The organism is Blastococcus sp. CCUG 61487 (assembly GCF_005222955.1).
Classification (GTDB): domain Bacteria; phylum Actinomycetota; class Actinomycetes; order Mycobacteriales; family Geodermatophilaceae; genus Blastococcus.
Genome location: NZ_LWUA01000090.1, coordinates 19,571 through 33,973, shown reverse-complemented (window position 1 = coordinate 33,973; position 14,403 = coordinate 19,571). Strand labels below are relative to the sequence as shown.

Genomic DNA, 14,403 nt, shown 5'->3' with positions numbered 1-14,403 from the left:
CGTGGTCAGTACAGCTAGGCCTGCCACTCGGCCGGGCGACCGAGGCGGCATCCCTCTTGCGATCGGCGTCCGGTGCTGCTCAGGAGACGACGCGCAGGGCGTGCGGGACCGAGCGGATCCGCAGGCCGGTCGCGGTGCCGAGGTGGTCACCGTCGACCTGCCAGCCCTGCGGGCGGTCGGCGGTCAGCGACAGCTCCTCGAGGTCGTGCCGGCTGTGCAGGCCGCGCCCCTGGGGCCGGGGACGACGCGACAGCGCCTGCCGCAGCGTGCGCAGCATGCCCAACGTGTGCGTGCGGCCCAGCGCGAACACGTCCAGCCCGGTCTCGAAGGAGGCCTGGGGGGACGGATTCACCGGGCGCGCGCCCAGGTAGGTCCACGGGCTGACGTTGGAGATCAGGCAGAGGAACAGGCCCTCGACGGGGTCGTCGCCGGGGACCTCCAGCGTCATCGCCGGACGACGCCGCTCGCGGCCGAGCAGGAAGGCGCGGGTCGCCTCCCGGACGTAGAGCGCGCCGGTGGACCGCCGGCCGCGGGCCCGCTGGGCCTCCACCCGGGCGATGACGTCGGCGTCGAACCCCATGCCCGCGGTGAACACGAACCAGCGCGGCTCGGTCCACTCCGGTCCTCCTGCGCCGGTTCCCGTGGCCCGGACGGCGCCCAGCGGGACGGTGCGGGTACGGCCGGCGCGCAGCGAGGCGAGGATCTCGGCGGTGGCCTCCACCGGGTCCCGGGAGCGGCCCAGGGCGCGGGAGAAGACGTTCGTGGAGCCACCCGGCACGACGGCCAGCATCGGCAGGTGCGGGCCGGGGCCCTTCTCCAGCAGGCCGTTGACGACCTCGTTCACCGTGCCGTCCCCGCCGAGGGTGACGACCAGGTCCAGCCCGTCCGCGGCGGCCACCGCGCCGAGTTCGCGACCGTGGCCCCGGTGCGTGGTCTCCGCCACGTCCACCTTGAGTTCGTTGGACAGGGCTCCGACCAGCACGTTGCGCATGTTCGCGGTGGTGGCGGTGGCCGCGGGGTTGACCACCACGAGCGCGCGCATGAACTCCAGGCTAATCACGGCTCCGGCCCGGGCGTGGGAGGTGTGGCCCGTCATGGGCCGGCGGGCAACCGCCGCGCGTAACCTCGCCGGCGTGACGGAGCAGAAGCCCCGTGGGCTGGCGGACCGCCTCTTCGGCGCGGCCGCGCCCGCGCCCGCGCCGCGCGTGCCGGCGCCCAGGCCCGTGGCGCCGACGTCGGTGCGCCGGGCGGCCGCCGTGGTCGCGCTGGAGGCCGGGGGTCTCGCCGGCCTCGCCGTGCTGCTGCTGTGGCTCACCGTCGACGGCGAGGCCGACAGCACGTCCCGCGCACTGGCCGAGGTCGTGCTGGCGGTGCTCGCGGCAGCGTTCCTCGGCGCCGGTGCGGCCGGCCTGCGGCGACTCGCGGGGTGGGCCCGGGGACCGGTGATCGCGGTGCAGATCCTCGTCGGCGTGTCCGGGTTCATCGCCGCCTTCCAGGCCGGCCGGCCCGACATCGGGGTGCCGCTGCTGGTGCTGGCCGGCGCGGTGCTCTACCTGCTCATGACGCCCGAGGCGCGGCTGGCCTACCTCGACCGCTGACCGGCGCTCAGCGGCGCGGGGCGGCGAAGCCGGTGAGCGCGTCGTCGGTGAGCCGGAAGACGGTCCAGTCGTCCATCGGGACGGCGCCGGCCGCGCGGTAGAACTCGATCGACGGGGTGTTCCAGTCGAGCACCGACCACTCCAGGCGCGAGTAACCGCGCTCGACGCAGACCGCCGCCAGGGTGCGCAGGAGCTCGCGCCCCAGCCCGTGCCCGCGGTGCTCGGGCCGGACGTAGAGGTCCTCGAGGTAGATGCCGTGCGTGCCCCGCCAGGTGGAGAAGTTGAGGAACCACAGCGCCACGCCGACGACGGTCCCGTCGTCGGACTGCGCGACGTGCCCGAACAGGGCGGGGGAGTCGCCGAACAGGCAGGCGGTGAGCTGCGCCTCGGTGAGCCGTACCTCGTGCAGGGCGCGCTCGTAGTCGGCGAGCTCGCGCACCAGCCCCACCACCGCGGGGACGTCGTCGGGGCGGATCGGCCGCACCGTCACGAGAGCGCCTCCTTGACGCGATCGGGCACCAGCCGCGCCAGCGGCGAGAGCAGGGGGACGAGGACCGGGGCGAGCAGGTAGCCATAGGCCAGCACGATCCCGGTGACGACGGGGGCGAGCGCGAACGCCACCACGAGCACCGCGGCGACCGCGACCGGCCCGTACGGGCGGCCGCTGCGCGGGCTGACCAGCGACCTGAACGACCGGTAGCGGACGTTGCTGACCATCAGCACCGCCGGGACCGCCAGCACCAGCAGCACCCAGAGCCGGTCGCGGCCCTCCAGGTGGTCGCCGAACGCGAACACCGACGCGAGGACGACGCCCGCCGCGCCCGGGCTCGGCAGGCCGATGAAGAAGCGCTTGTCGGCCGTCGGGTCGATGCTCACGTTGAACCGCGCCAGCCGGATGGCCGCGCACGCCACCCACAGGAAGCACACCAGCCAGGCCAGCGGGTCCCACGCGTCGCGCCCCTCCGAGAAGAGAGTGAAGGTGAGCAGGGCGGGCGCCAGCCCGAAGGAGACCAGGTCGGCGAGCGAGTCGAACTGCAGGCCGAACGGCGTCACCGCGCCGACGAGCCGGGCGACGGCGCCGTCGATGATGTCGAAGAGCACCGACAGGCCGATCAGTGCGGCGGCGAGCGCGTGCTCCCCCCGGATCGAGACGAGGATCGCGCCGAAGCCGCACATCATGTTGGCGAGGGTGAACAGGCTCGGCAGCGTCGCGAGCGCCCGGCGCCGGGTGCCGCGGACGGAGCCGCGCACGAACTCCACGGTGGCCGTGCGCCGGGTGGGGGGCATCGGTGGCGGGCTCCTCAGCGGGCGGCCGGCCAGCGGGCGATGACGGTCTCGCCGCCCCGCACGCGCTGCCCGGTGACCACGGTGAGCTCGCACTCGGGCGGGACGAAGACATCCATGCGGGAGCCGAACTTCATCAGGCCCATGCGCTCGCCGGTGGCCAGCCGCTGCCCGACGCCGGTGCGGGTGACGATCCGGCGGGCCAGCACGCCCACGATCTGGCGGAAGACCACGGTGCGCCCGCCGTCGCGCAGCCACAGCTCGGTGCGCTCGTTCCGGTGCGCCGATTCCTTGCGGTAGGCGGCCAGGAAGCTGCCCTTCCGGTACGAGCTCTCCACCACCTCCCCGCGGTAGGGCGACCTGTTCACGTGGACGTCGACGACGGACAGGAAGACGCTGACCTGCTGCCAGTCGCCCTCGGGCGCCACTCCGTCCTGCGGCTCCCCGGCCACCATCACCATGCCGTCGGCGGGGGAGAGGACGACGTCGGGACCGGGAGGAACGCGGTCGCAGCGGCGGTCGGGGTCGCGGAAGAACAGCGCCATGTAGGCGGACAGGGCGAGGAGCGGCCACCCGGCCCGCGCGACGCCCCGGCGCCCGGCGGTCCGGCCGGCGACGGCGAGCGCCGCCGCGGGAGCCAGGGGTCCGGCGATGAAGGGCCACCCGGCCGGATCGATGCGCATCGTGGCTGAACCGTACCGGCCGCCCTCGGAGGAGGTGCGCCCTCAGCCGTGCAGCGTGGTGATGCCCGGGTCCGCGCCCTGCTCGGTCGTCCGGTCGCGCGGGGGGCCGCCGTACCAGTCCAGGCACATCATCGTCGCGTCGTCCCGCAGGTCGCCGCCGGTGGCGTTCAGGACGGCGGCGCCGAGCTCGTGCACGACCTCCCGGGGGTGCAGGTCGGTGGCGGCGGCCAGCGCAGCGGCCACGTCGAGCGAGGCGGCGTTGCGCTCGAGCATGCCGTCGGTGAGGAAGACGATCCGGTCGCCCGGCTCCAGCGGGAACTCCTGCACGTCGAACCGTCGTCCCGGCACGACGCCGAACGGCGGCTCCACCCGTAGCCGTACCTCCTCGACGCGGCCGGCGCGCACCCGCAGGGGCAGCGTGTGCCCGGCGTTGACGGCCGTCGCCGTGTCGCTCACGAGGTCGATGCGCACCAGCTGACCGGTGACGAAGTCGCCCGGTCCGGAGTTCTCCGCGAGCGCGTCGTTCGCATGGCGCGCCTGCTCCGGCAGGTCCAGCCCCAGGCGGCGCCCGTTGCGCAGCGCGCCGACCAGCAGCGTCGCGGTGAGCGCCGCGGCCACCTGGTGGCCCACGGCGTCGGTGATCGACAGGTGCAGGGTGTTCCGGTCGAGGCTGTAGTCGAACGTGTCCCCGCCGACCTGGGCGGCGGGCTCCAGCCAGCCGGCCAGCGTGAACTGGCCGGCTTCGCAGGTGTAGGCGGCGGGCAGCAGCCGGCGCTGGATCTCCGCGGCCAGGCTGAACGGTGTGGAGCGCTGCCCCCACTCGAAGACGTCGGTGTGCCGGCGCGCGGCGATGACGACGTAGGCCAGCGCGTGGGCGGCGCTGCCGACGTCGGCCAGGTCCTCGTCCGACGGGTACCGGGGCAGGTCCACCTCGAGCAGGCCGATGGCGTCGCCGCGGTCGGTCACGGGGACGGTCATCCGCGCGCCGTCGTCGAGCCGTTCGACGTCGGCGATCTGGGTCCTGAGGACCCGCTCGTAGACGGTGCCCGGCAGGGGGATGGTCTGCGCCTGCTCGACGCCGTGGCTGCGCGCGCCCTCGACCCGGTCGGTCGAGGTGAGGCGGACGACCGCGCGGCCGCTGAAGTCGGTGATGAGCAGGCTCGCCGCCCGCGCGTCGAGCATCTCGCCGAGCACGGTGGCGACGGCCTGGACGGCGTCGATCGGCGGTGCGCTCTCGACCTTCTCCAGCAGCACCCCGACGTCGATCACCGAGCCTCCTGCACCCGTCTCCAGGGGCGCCTCGGCGCCCTCGCCGGCGTGCATCATGCCCACATCGTCGGGTGGAGCAACGTAATGATCATCACGCCTCGTCCGGGGCGGGAACGCCGACGGCCGGTGAGCGGTGCTCACCGGCCGTCGGACGCATGCGGGTGTGCAGACTAGGCCGCGGCCTTGGTCTCCCAGAAGATCTTGTCGATCTCGGCGATGTAGTCGAGCAGCTTCTGGCCCTCGGCGGGGTCCATGCTGCCCTTGCCGCCCGCGGCACCGGCCTGCTTGGTGGCCTTGTTGAACAGCTCGTGCAGGTGCGGGTACTTCTCGAAGTGCGGGGGCTTGAAGTAGTCGGTCCACAGCACCCACAGGTGGTGCTTGACCAGGTCGGCCCGCTGCTCCTTGATGAGCACGCAGCGCATCTTGAAGACCTCGTCGTCGCTGCCCTGGTACTTCTCCTGGATGGCCTTGACCGATTCGGCCTCGATGCGGGCCTGGGCCGGGTCGTAGACGCCGCAGGGGAGGTCGCAGTGCGCGGTGGCCTCCACGGCGGAGAACATGCGGGTGAGTCGCACGGGGGTGCCTCCGGATGTCGTGGGGTGTGTTCGTCTGCGACCCTACCCGCGGTGAGCGACGACGACAGGGCGGGCGACCAGCGGATATCCGGGCTGGAGACGGCGTGGGCGGTCGCCCGGGTGCGCGGCCCGTCCATGTCCCCGACGGTCTCCTCGGGCGACCGGCTGCTCGTGCGGCGGGTCCGCGACGCAGCCGCGGTCGGCGCGGGGGACGTCGTCCTGGCGCGTTTCCCGGCCCGGCCGGACCTGCTGGTGGTGAAGCGGGTGCACCGCGCCGTCGACGGCGGGCACTGGGTGCTGGGGGACAACGAGTTCGTCACCGACGACAGCCGCGCGTTCGGCCCGGCGGTGGTGGTGGGCCGGGTCGTCGCGCGCCTGTGGCCCCGGCCGGGCCGGCTGCCCCCCGCGCCGGAGCGGTGAACCGTCAGGCGCCCCGGAGCTGCGCGTAGCGGGCGGTGCTCGCCGCGTAGGTGGGCAGGATGCCCCGCTCCTGCGCCTCGGCCAGCGACGGCGCGGCCTGGTCCCGCGCGGAGAGCTCGAAGCGGACGTCGTCCGGCCACGGCAGGTCCAGCGCCGGGTCCAGGGGGTGGACGCCGAACTCGCGTTCCGGGTCGTAGGCCGAGGAGACGAGGTAGGTCAGCGAGCTGCCGTCGGCCAGCGACACGAAGGCGTGCCCCAGCCCCTCGGCCAGGTACACGGCGCGCGGCTGATCGCTGTCGAGGACGACGGTGTCGTGGGTGCCGAAGGTCGGGGAGCCCACCCGCACGTCGACGACGACGTCCAGCACCCGGCCGGCCGGGCAGTAGACGTACTTGGCCTGCCCCGGCGGGACGAGGGCGAAGTGGACGCCGCGCAACGCCCCGCGGGCGGAGACGCTGTGGTTGGCCTGGGCGAGGCCCAGCGGATGTCCCACCAGGCGGGACATGACATCTGCCCGGTACCACTCCGTGAAACGCCCGCGCGAGTCCCCGTGGGACACGAGATCGACGACGTAGCTGTCGGGCACGGCCAGTTCGCGCATCTCCACGGGAGGCACCGTAGCGAGTCGGCCCGGAGCGCCCCCGTTACGCTTCTGCACCCATGAGCGGCAACACGGGTCCGGCGGACCCCGACAGGACCGACCGCTTCGCCGGCGACCCAGCGTTCGGCGTCCACGAGGGCGGGAAGCTCTCGGTCGTGCCGACCCGCTCGATCGACTCGATCGCCGACCTGGCGCTGACCTACACGCCGGGCGTCGCCCGGGTCTCCAGCGCCATCGCCGCCGAGCCGGAGCTCGCCCGCCGGTTCACCTGGGCCCCGCGGGTGGTCGCGGTCGTCTCCGACGGCACCGCCGTGCTCGGGTTGGGCGACATCGGGCCGGCGGCGGCGCTCCCGGTGATGGAGGGCAAGGCCTGCCTGTTCGCGGAGTTCGCCGAGCTCAGCGCCGTCCCCGTCGTCCTCGGCACCACCGACGTCGACGCGATCGTGGAGACCGTCGTGGCGATGGCGCCCTCCTTCGGCGGCATCAACCTGGAGGACATCAGCGCGCCGCGCTGCTTCGAGATCGAGGACCGCCTGCGGGAGCGGCTGTCGATCCCCGTCATGCACGACGACCAGCACGGGACGGCGATCGTCGTGCTGGCCGCGCTGCGCAACGCCGCCCGGGTGACCGGGCGGACGCTGGGCGACCTGCGGGTCGTGGTCTCCGGAGCCGGAGCCGCGGGGGTGGCGTGCACCAAGATCCTGCTCGGGGCGGGCATCGGCGAGGTCGCCGTGGCCGACTCCCGGGGCGTCCTGCACGCCGGGCGCGCGGACCTCAACCCGACGAAGCGGTGGCTGGTCGAGAACACCAACCCGTCGGGGCACGCCGGGACGATGGCCGACGCGCTGGTCGGCGCCGACGTCTACCTCGGGCTGTCCGGTGGCTCGGTGCCCGAGTCGGCGATCGCGGCGATGGCCGACGACTGCATGGTCTTCTCGCTGGCCAACCCGATCCCCGAGGTGGACCCGGTCATGGCCGCCCGGCACGCCGCCGTCGTCGCCACCGGGCGCAGCGACCTGCCCAACCAGATCAACAACGTCCTGGCGTTCCCCGGGGTCTTCCGCGGGGCGATCGACGCGGGCGCCACGTGCATCACCGAGGGGATGAAGCTGGCGGCCGCCGACGCGATCGCCGGCGTGGTCGGCGAGGACGTGCGGCCCGACTACGTGGTGCCGAGCCCGCTCGACCGCAGGGTGGCCACCGCCGTCGCCGAGGCCGTCGCCGCGGAGTGGCGCCGTACCGGAGGCTGAGCCTCCCCGGTCAGCCGGAGGCGCCGCCCAGGGCCAGCAGCCGCTGCACGAGCGGGTCGAACGCCTCGCTGATGTCGGTGTTCGCCCACAGGAACACCGCGATCGCGACGAGGAAGGCCGGCACCAGCACGACCCGCTCGAAGACCGCTCCCGTGCGCAGCGGGGAGAACGCGAGCCGGGTGCGGCGGAACACCCACAGCACCGGCACGGGGACGCCGGCGGTGGTGAGCGCGTCGCCGGCGATGTGGGTCAGCACGCCGAGGGCCACCGCCCACGGCAACCAGGTGGGTGGCGGGCTGTGCCCCAGCAACCACCACGCGCCGGCCCAGGACAGCGCCATGTTGCCGACGATCGTCGTCTCGGTGTTGCCGGGGATGACGAAGTGCAGCGCGTGCAGCGCCAGCCCGATCGCCAGCGCCAGGAGCAGCAGGCCGGACCAGTAGGCGTTGGTGGCCAGGATCGCGAGCGCGCCGAAGCCCAGCGGCGCCAGGACGGCGTCGTGGGTGCCCCAGCGGTGTCCGCCGGTCAGCCTGCCGATGACGGCGGACGGCACGTCGGTCAGCGGCCCCCACATGTCCGAGACCGTCGACCCCTTGTGGTCGAGGTCGGGCAGCATCGCGAAGCCGCCGGCCGCGGCCACCCAGGACATCTGCGCAACGGTGCCGTGGACCGGGGCCCAGGGGAGGGTCGCGGCCCCGGCGGCCAGGCCGGAGAGCGCGTGCGAGTGACCGAGCACCTACTCAGGGTCGCCCCGGTGCGCCGTCCACCGGGGAAGGCGCACCGGGGCCACCCTCAGTCGTCGTCGATCTCGTCGGTGCCGCCGCGGGCCAGCCAGGTGGCCAGCCGCTCGACGGGCACCTCGAAGTCAGGGTGGAGGTCGACGAAGGCGCGCAGCTCGTCGGCCAGCCAGGCGAGGGTCACCTGCTCCTCGCCCCGCCGCTCGGTCAGCTCCTCCAGACCCCGGTCGGTGAAGTACATCGCGGCTACCGGTCGGCGAACGCCTCGGCGACCAGCTGGCGCTGCTCGACGTCGTGCACCTTCGCCGAGCCGACCGCCGGGCTGGCCGACGCCCGCCGGCTGACCCGTCGGAACGTGCGGCCCTCCGGCAGGTGCTCGGGCAGGTTGATCGCCATGAACTGCCAGGCGCCCATGTTCATCGGCTCCTCCTGGACCCACACGACGTCACTCGCGTTCGGGTAGCGCTCGAGCTCCGCGCGGATTTGCTCACCCGGCAGCGGGTAGAGCTGTTCCACGCGCACGATCGCGACGTCCGCGATGCCCTCGGACTCCCGCTTGGCCCCCAGGTCGTAGGCGACCTTGCCGGTGCAGAGCAGCACCTTGCGGACGGCGGAGTCCTCCAGCGGCTCCCCGCCGACGCCCGGGTCGGGCAGCACCGGCTGGAACGACGCCTCGAGGAAGTCGTCGACCTGGCTGACCGCTGCCTTGGCGCGCAGCAGTGACTTCGGGGTGAACACGACCAGCGGCCGGTGCACCTCCGCCAGCGCCTGCCGGCGGAGCAGGTGGAAGTAGTTCGCCGGGGTCGAGCAGTTGGCGACGGTCATGTTGTTCTCGGCGCACAGCTGCAGGAACCGCTCGGGTCGGCCGCTGGAGTGGTCGGGGCCCTGCCCCTCCATGCCGTGCGGCAGCAGCAGGACGACGCCGGAGCGCTGACCCCACTTGGCCTCACCGGAGCTGATGAACTCGTCGATGACCATCTGGGCGCCGTCGACGAAGTCGCCGAACTGCGCCTCCCAGAGCACCAGTGCCTTCTGGTTGGCCACCGAGTAGCCGTACTCGAAGCCGACGGCCGCGTACTCGCTGAGCAGCGAGTCGTAGACGAAGAACTTCGCCTGGTCCTCGGTCAGGTTGGCCAGCGGGGTGTACTCCGCGCCGGTCTCACGGTCGATGAGCACCGAGTGGCGCTGGACGAACGTCCCGCGGCGCGAGTCCTGGCCGGCGAGCCGGACCGGGACGCCCTCCATCAGCAGCGAACCGAATGCCACCAGCTCGCCCATCGCCCAGTCGATGTTGCCCTCGCTGGCCATCGCGGCGCGCTTCTCGAGCATCTTCTGCAGCTTCGGGTGCGGGGTGAAGTCGGGCGGGAAGGAGACGTGGGCGTCGCCGATCGCCTTGAGCACCTCACGGCTGATCGCGGTCTTGATCGTGGACTGCTGGGGAGTGCGCGGGTCCATGGTCGGGGTGGGCTTCGACGAGTCCTGCGCGTCGTGGGTCTCGGCGAAGGCTCGCTCGAGTTGGCCGCGGTAGTCCTTGAGGGCCTCCTCGGCCTCCTCGAGGGTGATGTCCCCGCGGCCGACCAGCGCCTCGGTGTACAGCTTCCGGACCGAGCGCTTGCGGTCGATGATGTCGTACATCTGCGGCTGGGTCATCGACGGGTCGTCGCCCTCGTTGTGCCCGCGGCGGCGGTAGCAGACGAGGTCGACGACGACGTCCTTCTTGAACGCCTGCCGGTACTCCACCGCGAGGCGCGCCACCCGGACGCAGGCCTCGGGGTCGTCGCCGTTCACGTGGAAGATCGGGGCGTTGACCATCCGCGCCACGTCGGTCGAGTAGAGGCTCGACCGGGCGGCGGTCGGGCTCGTGGTGAAGCCGACCTGGTTGTTGATGACGACGTGCACCGTGCCGCCGGTGCGGTAGCCCCGCAGCTGGGAGAGGTTGAGCGTCTCGGCGACCACGCCCTGGCCGGCGAACGCGGAGTCGCCGTGCAGCAGCACGGGCATGACCGTGAAGCCCTGCTCGCCCTTGTCGATCATGTCCTGCTTGGCACGCACGATGCCCTCGAGCACCGGGTTGACCGTCTCGAGGTGGCTCGGGTTGCTGGCCAGGGAGACGGCGATCTCGGCGTCGGGCCGGAACGGGTTCTTGAACCGGCCGGTGGCACCCAGGTGGTACTTCACGTCACCGGAGCCCTGGACCGTGCCGGGGTCGATGTTGCCCTCGAACTCGCCGAAGATCTTGGCGTAGCTCTTGCCCAGGACGTTGGCGAGCACGTTGAGCCGGCCGCGGTGCGCCATGCCGATCGCGACCTCGTCGAGGCCGTGGTCGGTGCCGGCGATCAGCACCTCGTCGAGGATCGGGATGACCGACTCGCCACCCTCGAGGCTGAACCGCTTCTGGCCGACGTACTTGGTCTGCAGGAAGGTCTCGAACGCCTCGGCGGCGTTGAGCCGGCCGAGGATGTGCTTCTGCTTCTCGCGGTCGGGCTGGTCGTGCTTGACCTCGATCCGCTGCTGGAGCCACTCGCGCTCCTCGGGATCGGTGATGTGCATGTACTCGACGCCGACCGTGCGGCAGTAGGAGTTGCGCAGCACGCCCAGGATGTCGCGCAGGGCCATGAGCTTCTCCCCGGCGAACCCGCCGACGGGGAACTTGCGGTCGAGGTCCCAGAGCGTCAGGCCGTGCTCGAGGATATCGAGGTCGGGGTGGGTGCGGACCTTGAACTCGAGCGGGTCGGTGTCGGCCATGAGGTGGCCGTTGCGCCGGTAGGCCTCGATGACCTCGATGACCCGGGCTTCCTTGTCGATCTGCCCCTCGCGCGTGATCCGGACGTCCGGCATCCAGCGCACCGGCTCGTAGGGGATCCGCAGCGACTTGAAGACCTTGTCGTAGAAGCCGTCCTCACCCAGCAGCAGACCGTGCAGGCGCCGCAGGAAGTCGCCGGACTCGGCGCCCTGGATGATGCGGTGGTCGTAGGTCGAGGTGAGCGTGATGATCTTCGAGACGGCCATCTCGGTGAGCGCGTCGGGGTTCATCCCCTGGAACTCGGCCGGGTACTCCATCGCCCCGACGCCGATGATCGCGCCCTGGCCCGCGGTCAGTCGCGGCACCGAGTGGTTGGTGCCGATCGTGCCCGGGTTGGTCAGGCTGATGGTCGTGCCCGAGAAGTCCTCGAGGGTGAGCTTGTTGTTCCGCGCGCGGCGGATGATGTCCTCGTAGGCGGCCCAGAAGGCGGCGAAGTCCATCTCCTCGGCGCCCTTGATCGAGGCGACGACGAGCGACCGCGAACCATCGGGCTTGGGCAGGTCGATGGCCAGGCCGAAGTTCACGTGCTCCGGCTGGATGTGCACCGGCTTGCCGTCGACCTCGGCGTAGGCGCTGTTCATGTTCGGGAAGGCGTCGAGAGCCCGGACGACGGCGTAGCCGATGAGGTGGGTGAAGGAGACCTTCCCGCCCCGGGCGCGCGCCAGGTGGTTGTTGATGACGATGCGGTTGTCGACCAGCAGCTTCGCCGGGACCGCACGGATGCTCGTCGCCGTGGGCACGGTGAGCGAGGCGTTCATGTTCTTGACGACGGCGGCGGCGGCACCGCGCAGCGGCGACTGCGAGCCGCCGGGCGTCGGTGCAGGGGCCGCCTTCTTCGGCGCGGGGGCCGGCGCGGCCTTGGTCTGCTGGTCGGTGCGGTCGGCGGCGCGGTGGACCACGGTGCCCTCGGACTGCGGCTCGGTGCGCGGCGTGGCGGCGGGCTGGGCCGGGGCGGCGGGCTTCTCGTCGGTCTGCGCGCCGGTCTTCGCGCCGGCGTCGCTCGCGCGCGCGGCACCGCCGTCGACCGGGCTGCCCGGGCGGTAGTCGGCGAAGAAGTCGTGCCACGCCTGGTCCACGCTCGAGGGGTCGGCTTGGTACTGCTGGTACATCTCCTCGACCAGCCACTCGTTGGTGCCGAATCCGGTCACCGGGGACGGGGCGGAGGGCCGGGAGGAGTTCACGGTTGACACGAGGTCGAGTGCCTTCTTCGTCTCTGGGGTCACGTCTGGTGGAAGCGCTGGTCCGCTAGGGAGTCTACGCCCGCGCGGCCGAGCCGACCGGGTGTGAACGACACCCGGCCGGCCCGCTGGTGAGGGGGCTAGACGACGTCGCGACGGACGGCCAGCAGGGTGCCGAGCAGGGCGGCGAGCAGGCCGTAGCCGAGCAGCAGCAGGCCGCCCTGCCAGGCCGCGAGCAGGTCGGGCCCCTCGAACGTGGCGGTGAGCGCCTCGAGCCCGCCACCGGGCAGCCACTTGAACGCACCGGCGGTGGCCGGCACCGACCTGATGATCGGCTCGACGACGAACAGGTAGACCAGCCCGCCGACGATGGCGCCGACCTGGTTGCGCAGCAGGGCGCCGAGCCCGACACCGATCACCGCGTAGATGACCAGCACCAGCAGGGAGCTGGCCAGCGTCGTCAGGTTGTCGCCGTCCAGCGCGGGCGCCGCACCCCGGGCGCCGGCGTGGATCGCCACGGTCACGTAGTTGACGGCTACGACGACCACGGCGAAGACGGCGGCCGCGAGCGCGTAGGCGATCAGCTTGGCGATGACGACCAGGCCGCGCCGCGGTGTGGTGAGGAACGTCGGGGTCGCGGTCCGGTGCCGGTACTCCTGCGTCATCCCGATGATGCCGAGGATGAGGAAGAGGATGTTGGCGCTCTGCCCCGCGGTGGACAGGGCGAGGTCCTCGAAGTCCCGGGTGCCGACGGCGGGCAGACCGCTCTCGGGCTCCCCGGCGAAGGCGGTGAAGAACAGCGAGAACGCCGCGACCATCACGATCGAGCCGAGGAGCAGCCCCAGCCACACCCTGGTGCTGAACAGCTTGGTCCACTCGGCGCGGACGAGGGCGATCATCGGGCCACTCCCTGGGGAACCGGAGCGCCGGGCGACGGCGCGGAGAACTGCTCCTGGCCGGAGGTGAGCTGGAAGTAGATCTCCTCGAGGCCGCTGGTGTGGGTGCGCAGCTCGTGCAGCTCCACGCCGGCGGTGAAGGCGGAGTGGCCGATCTCGGCCGACGTCCGGCCGGTGACGGTGAGCGAGCCGTCGGTGCCCGGCGTCACCTGGGCGCCCTGGCCGCGCAGCACCTCCGCGAGCCGCGGTGCCTCCGGGCTCCGCACGAGCACCGTGCCGCCGCCCGCGGCCCCGGCGCGCAGGTCGGCCATCGAACCCTCGCGCACCAGCCGCCCGGCGCCGACGATGACGACGCGGTCGACGGTCTGCTCGACCTCGGACAGCAGGTGGCTGGAGACCAGGACCGTGCGCCCCTGGTCGTGGGCGAGGTGCCGCAGGAATCCGCGCAGCCACTGGATGCCCTCGGGGTCCAGGCCGTTGGCCGGCTCGTCGAGCACGAGGACGCCGGGGTCGCCGAGCAGGGCGGTGGCCAGCGCCAGCCGCTGGCGCATGCCGAGCGAGTAGCCGCCGGCCTTGCGACCCGCCGCGTCGGTCAGCCCGACCTGGCGCAGCACCTCGTCGGCGCGCTCGACCGGGAGGCCGGCGGCGCGGCAGTAGACCCGCAGGTGGTTGCGGGCCGACCGCGCCGGGTGGAAGGCGGTCTCCAGCACCGCGCCGACCGAGCGGGTGGGGTTCGGCAGCTCGACGTAGGGGGTGCCGTTGAAGGTCGCGGTCCCGGCGTCGGGACGGATGAGGCCCAGCACCATGCGCAGCGTCGTCGTCTTGCCCGCCCCGTTGGGGCCCAGGAAGCCGGTGACCTGACCCGGCTCCACGGTGAAGTCGAGATCGCTCACCGCCCGGACCGCCCCGAAGGACTTCGTCAGTCCGCGCACCTCGACCCGCAAGGGGTCGCCGGCCGCGATCGATCGGGTGCTGATGACGTACTCCTCCTCGTCGGCGGTCGCCGTCCATCCAAGCGCACGCTCCGCGCGTCGCGGTGGGTGGCCCGCGGCTCGGCGTGCCGCACCGGAGCGGCCCCCGGCCCAGGTGACCCGCGGCACACGGTCACA

At 72.8% G+C, this 14,403-nt stretch carries 15 protein-coding genes; 3 read left to right on the top strand and 12 right to left on the bottom strand.

Annotated elements, in window-relative coordinates:
• Nucleotides 1-79: 79 nt before the first annotated feature.
• Nucleotides 80-1,042 (bottom strand): diacylglycerol/lipid kinase family protein, encoded by a 963-nt coding sequence (locus tag A6V29_RS06670; RefSeq protein ID WP_137159579.1) that lies wholly within the window; start codon nucleotides 1,040-1,042, stop codon nucleotides 80-82.
• A 91-nt stretch (nucleotides 1,043-1,133) separates the two neighbouring features.
• Between A6V29_RS06670 and A6V29_RS06665 the strand changes: the two genes are divergently transcribed.
• Entirely contained in the window at nucleotides 1,134-1,598 is a 465-nt protein-coding gene (locus A6V29_RS06665; protein WP_249933071.1) for a hypothetical protein, read from the top strand.
• Between the two features lie 7 nt (nucleotides 1,599-1,605).
• On the opposite strand, the gene A6V29_RS06660 is transcribed toward A6V29_RS06665, so the two are convergent.
• The 5 genes from A6V29_RS06660 to sodN form a co-directional block, all read right to left on the bottom strand.
• Nucleotides 1,606-2,088, bottom strand: coding sequence for a GNAT family N-acetyltransferase (locus A6V29_RS06660; protein ID WP_137159577.1), 483 nt, complete (start codon nucleotides 2,086-2,088; stop codon nucleotides 1,606-1,608).
• Nucleotides 2,085-2,885: a CDP-diacylglycerol--serine O-phosphatidyltransferase gene (gene pssA / locus A6V29_RS06655; protein ID WP_137159576.1), complete on the bottom strand. Its 801-nt coding sequence runs from the start codon at nucleotides 2,883-2,885 to the stop codon at nucleotides 2,085-2,087. The genes A6V29_RS06660 and pssA overlap by 4 nt, the downstream gene beginning before the upstream one ends.
• A 14-nt stretch (nucleotides 2,886-2,899) precedes the next feature.
• On the bottom strand, nucleotides 2,900-3,565 hold the full coding sequence (locus tag A6V29_RS06650) for a phosphatidylserine decarboxylase (RefSeq protein WP_137159575.1): 666 nt from the start codon (nucleotides 3,563-3,565) through the stop codon (nucleotides 2,900-2,902).
• Nucleotides 3,566-3,607: 42 nt separating this feature from the next.
• Complete coding sequence (locus tag A6V29_RS06645) at nucleotides 3,608-4,891, bottom strand: PP2C family protein-serine/threonine phosphatase (protein WP_249933070.1); 1,284 nt, start codon at nucleotides 4,889-4,891, stop codon at nucleotides 3,608-3,610.
• A 113-nt stretch (nucleotides 4,892-5,004) separates the two neighbouring features.
• Entirely contained in the window at nucleotides 5,005-5,409 is a 405-nt protein-coding gene (gene sodN / locus A6V29_RS06640; protein WP_137159574.1) for a superoxide dismutase, Ni, read from the bottom strand.
• 51 nt (nucleotides 5,410-5,460) lie between these two features.
• Here sodN and A6V29_RS06635 point away from each other — a divergent pair, with 51 nt between their 5' ends.
• The gene (locus A6V29_RS06635; RefSeq protein ID WP_249933069.1) at nucleotides 5,461-5,829 is read left to right on the top strand and encodes a S26 family signal peptidase; all 369 of its coding nucleotides are present in this window, start codon (nucleotides 5,461-5,463) and stop codon (nucleotides 5,827-5,829) included.
• A 4-nt stretch (nucleotides 5,830-5,833) separates the two neighbouring features.
• Here the strand turns inward: A6V29_RS06635 and A6V29_RS06630 are convergent, their stop codons facing one another.
• Complete coding sequence (locus A6V29_RS06630) at nucleotides 5,834-6,430, bottom strand: dTDP-4-dehydrorhamnose 3,5-epimerase family protein (protein WP_212719065.1); 597 nt, start codon at nucleotides 6,428-6,430, stop codon at nucleotides 5,834-5,836.
• Nucleotides 6,431-6,489: 59 nt separating this feature from the next.
• On the opposite strand from A6V29_RS06630, the gene A6V29_RS06625 reads away from it, so the two are divergent.
• Nucleotides 6,490-7,680 (top strand): NAD(P)-dependent malic enzyme, encoded by a 1,191-nt coding sequence (locus A6V29_RS06625; protein WP_137159572.1) that lies wholly within the window; start codon nucleotides 6,490-6,492, stop codon nucleotides 7,678-7,680.
• A 10-nt stretch (nucleotides 7,681-7,690) separates the two neighbouring features.
• On the opposite strand, the gene A6V29_RS06620 is transcribed toward A6V29_RS06625, so the two are convergent.
• The 5 genes from A6V29_RS06620 to A6V29_RS06600 all read right to left on the bottom strand — a co-directional run bounded on the left by A6V29_RS06620 (nucleotide 7,691) and on the right by A6V29_RS06600 (nucleotide 14,394).
• Nucleotides 7,691-8,416, bottom strand: a complete 726-nt coding sequence (locus A6V29_RS06620; protein ID WP_137159571.1) for a metal-dependent hydrolase — start codon at nucleotides 8,414-8,416, stop codon at nucleotides 7,691-7,693.
• A gap of 56 nt (nucleotides 8,417-8,472) precedes the next feature.
• Nucleotides 8,473-8,658, bottom strand: a complete 186-nt coding sequence (locus A6V29_RS06615; RefSeq protein ID WP_137159570.1) for a DUF6104 family protein — start codon at nucleotides 8,656-8,658, stop codon at nucleotides 8,473-8,475.
• Nucleotides 8,659-8,663: 5 nt separating this feature from the next.
• A complete protein-coding gene (locus A6V29_RS06610; RefSeq protein WP_249933068.1) occupies nucleotides 8,664-12,443 on the bottom strand; it encodes a multifunctional oxoglutarate decarboxylase/oxoglutarate dehydrogenase thiamine pyrophosphate-binding subunit/dihydrolipoyllysine-residue succinyltransferase subunit in 3,780 nt (1,259 codons plus the stop codon).
• Between the two features lie 95 nt (nucleotides 12,444-12,538).
• The gene (locus A6V29_RS06605) at nucleotides 12,539-13,297 is read right to left on the bottom strand and encodes an ABC transporter permease (protein ID WP_137159569.1); all 759 of its coding nucleotides are present in this window, start codon (nucleotides 13,295-13,297) and stop codon (nucleotides 12,539-12,541) included.
• Nucleotides 13,294-14,394, bottom strand: a complete 1,101-nt coding sequence (locus tag A6V29_RS06600; RefSeq protein ID WP_349642939.1) for an ABC transporter ATP-binding protein — start codon at nucleotides 14,392-14,394, stop codon at nucleotides 13,294-13,296. The genes A6V29_RS06605 and A6V29_RS06600 overlap by 4 nt, the downstream gene beginning before the upstream one ends.
• Nucleotides 14,395-14,403: the final 9 nt, after the last annotated feature.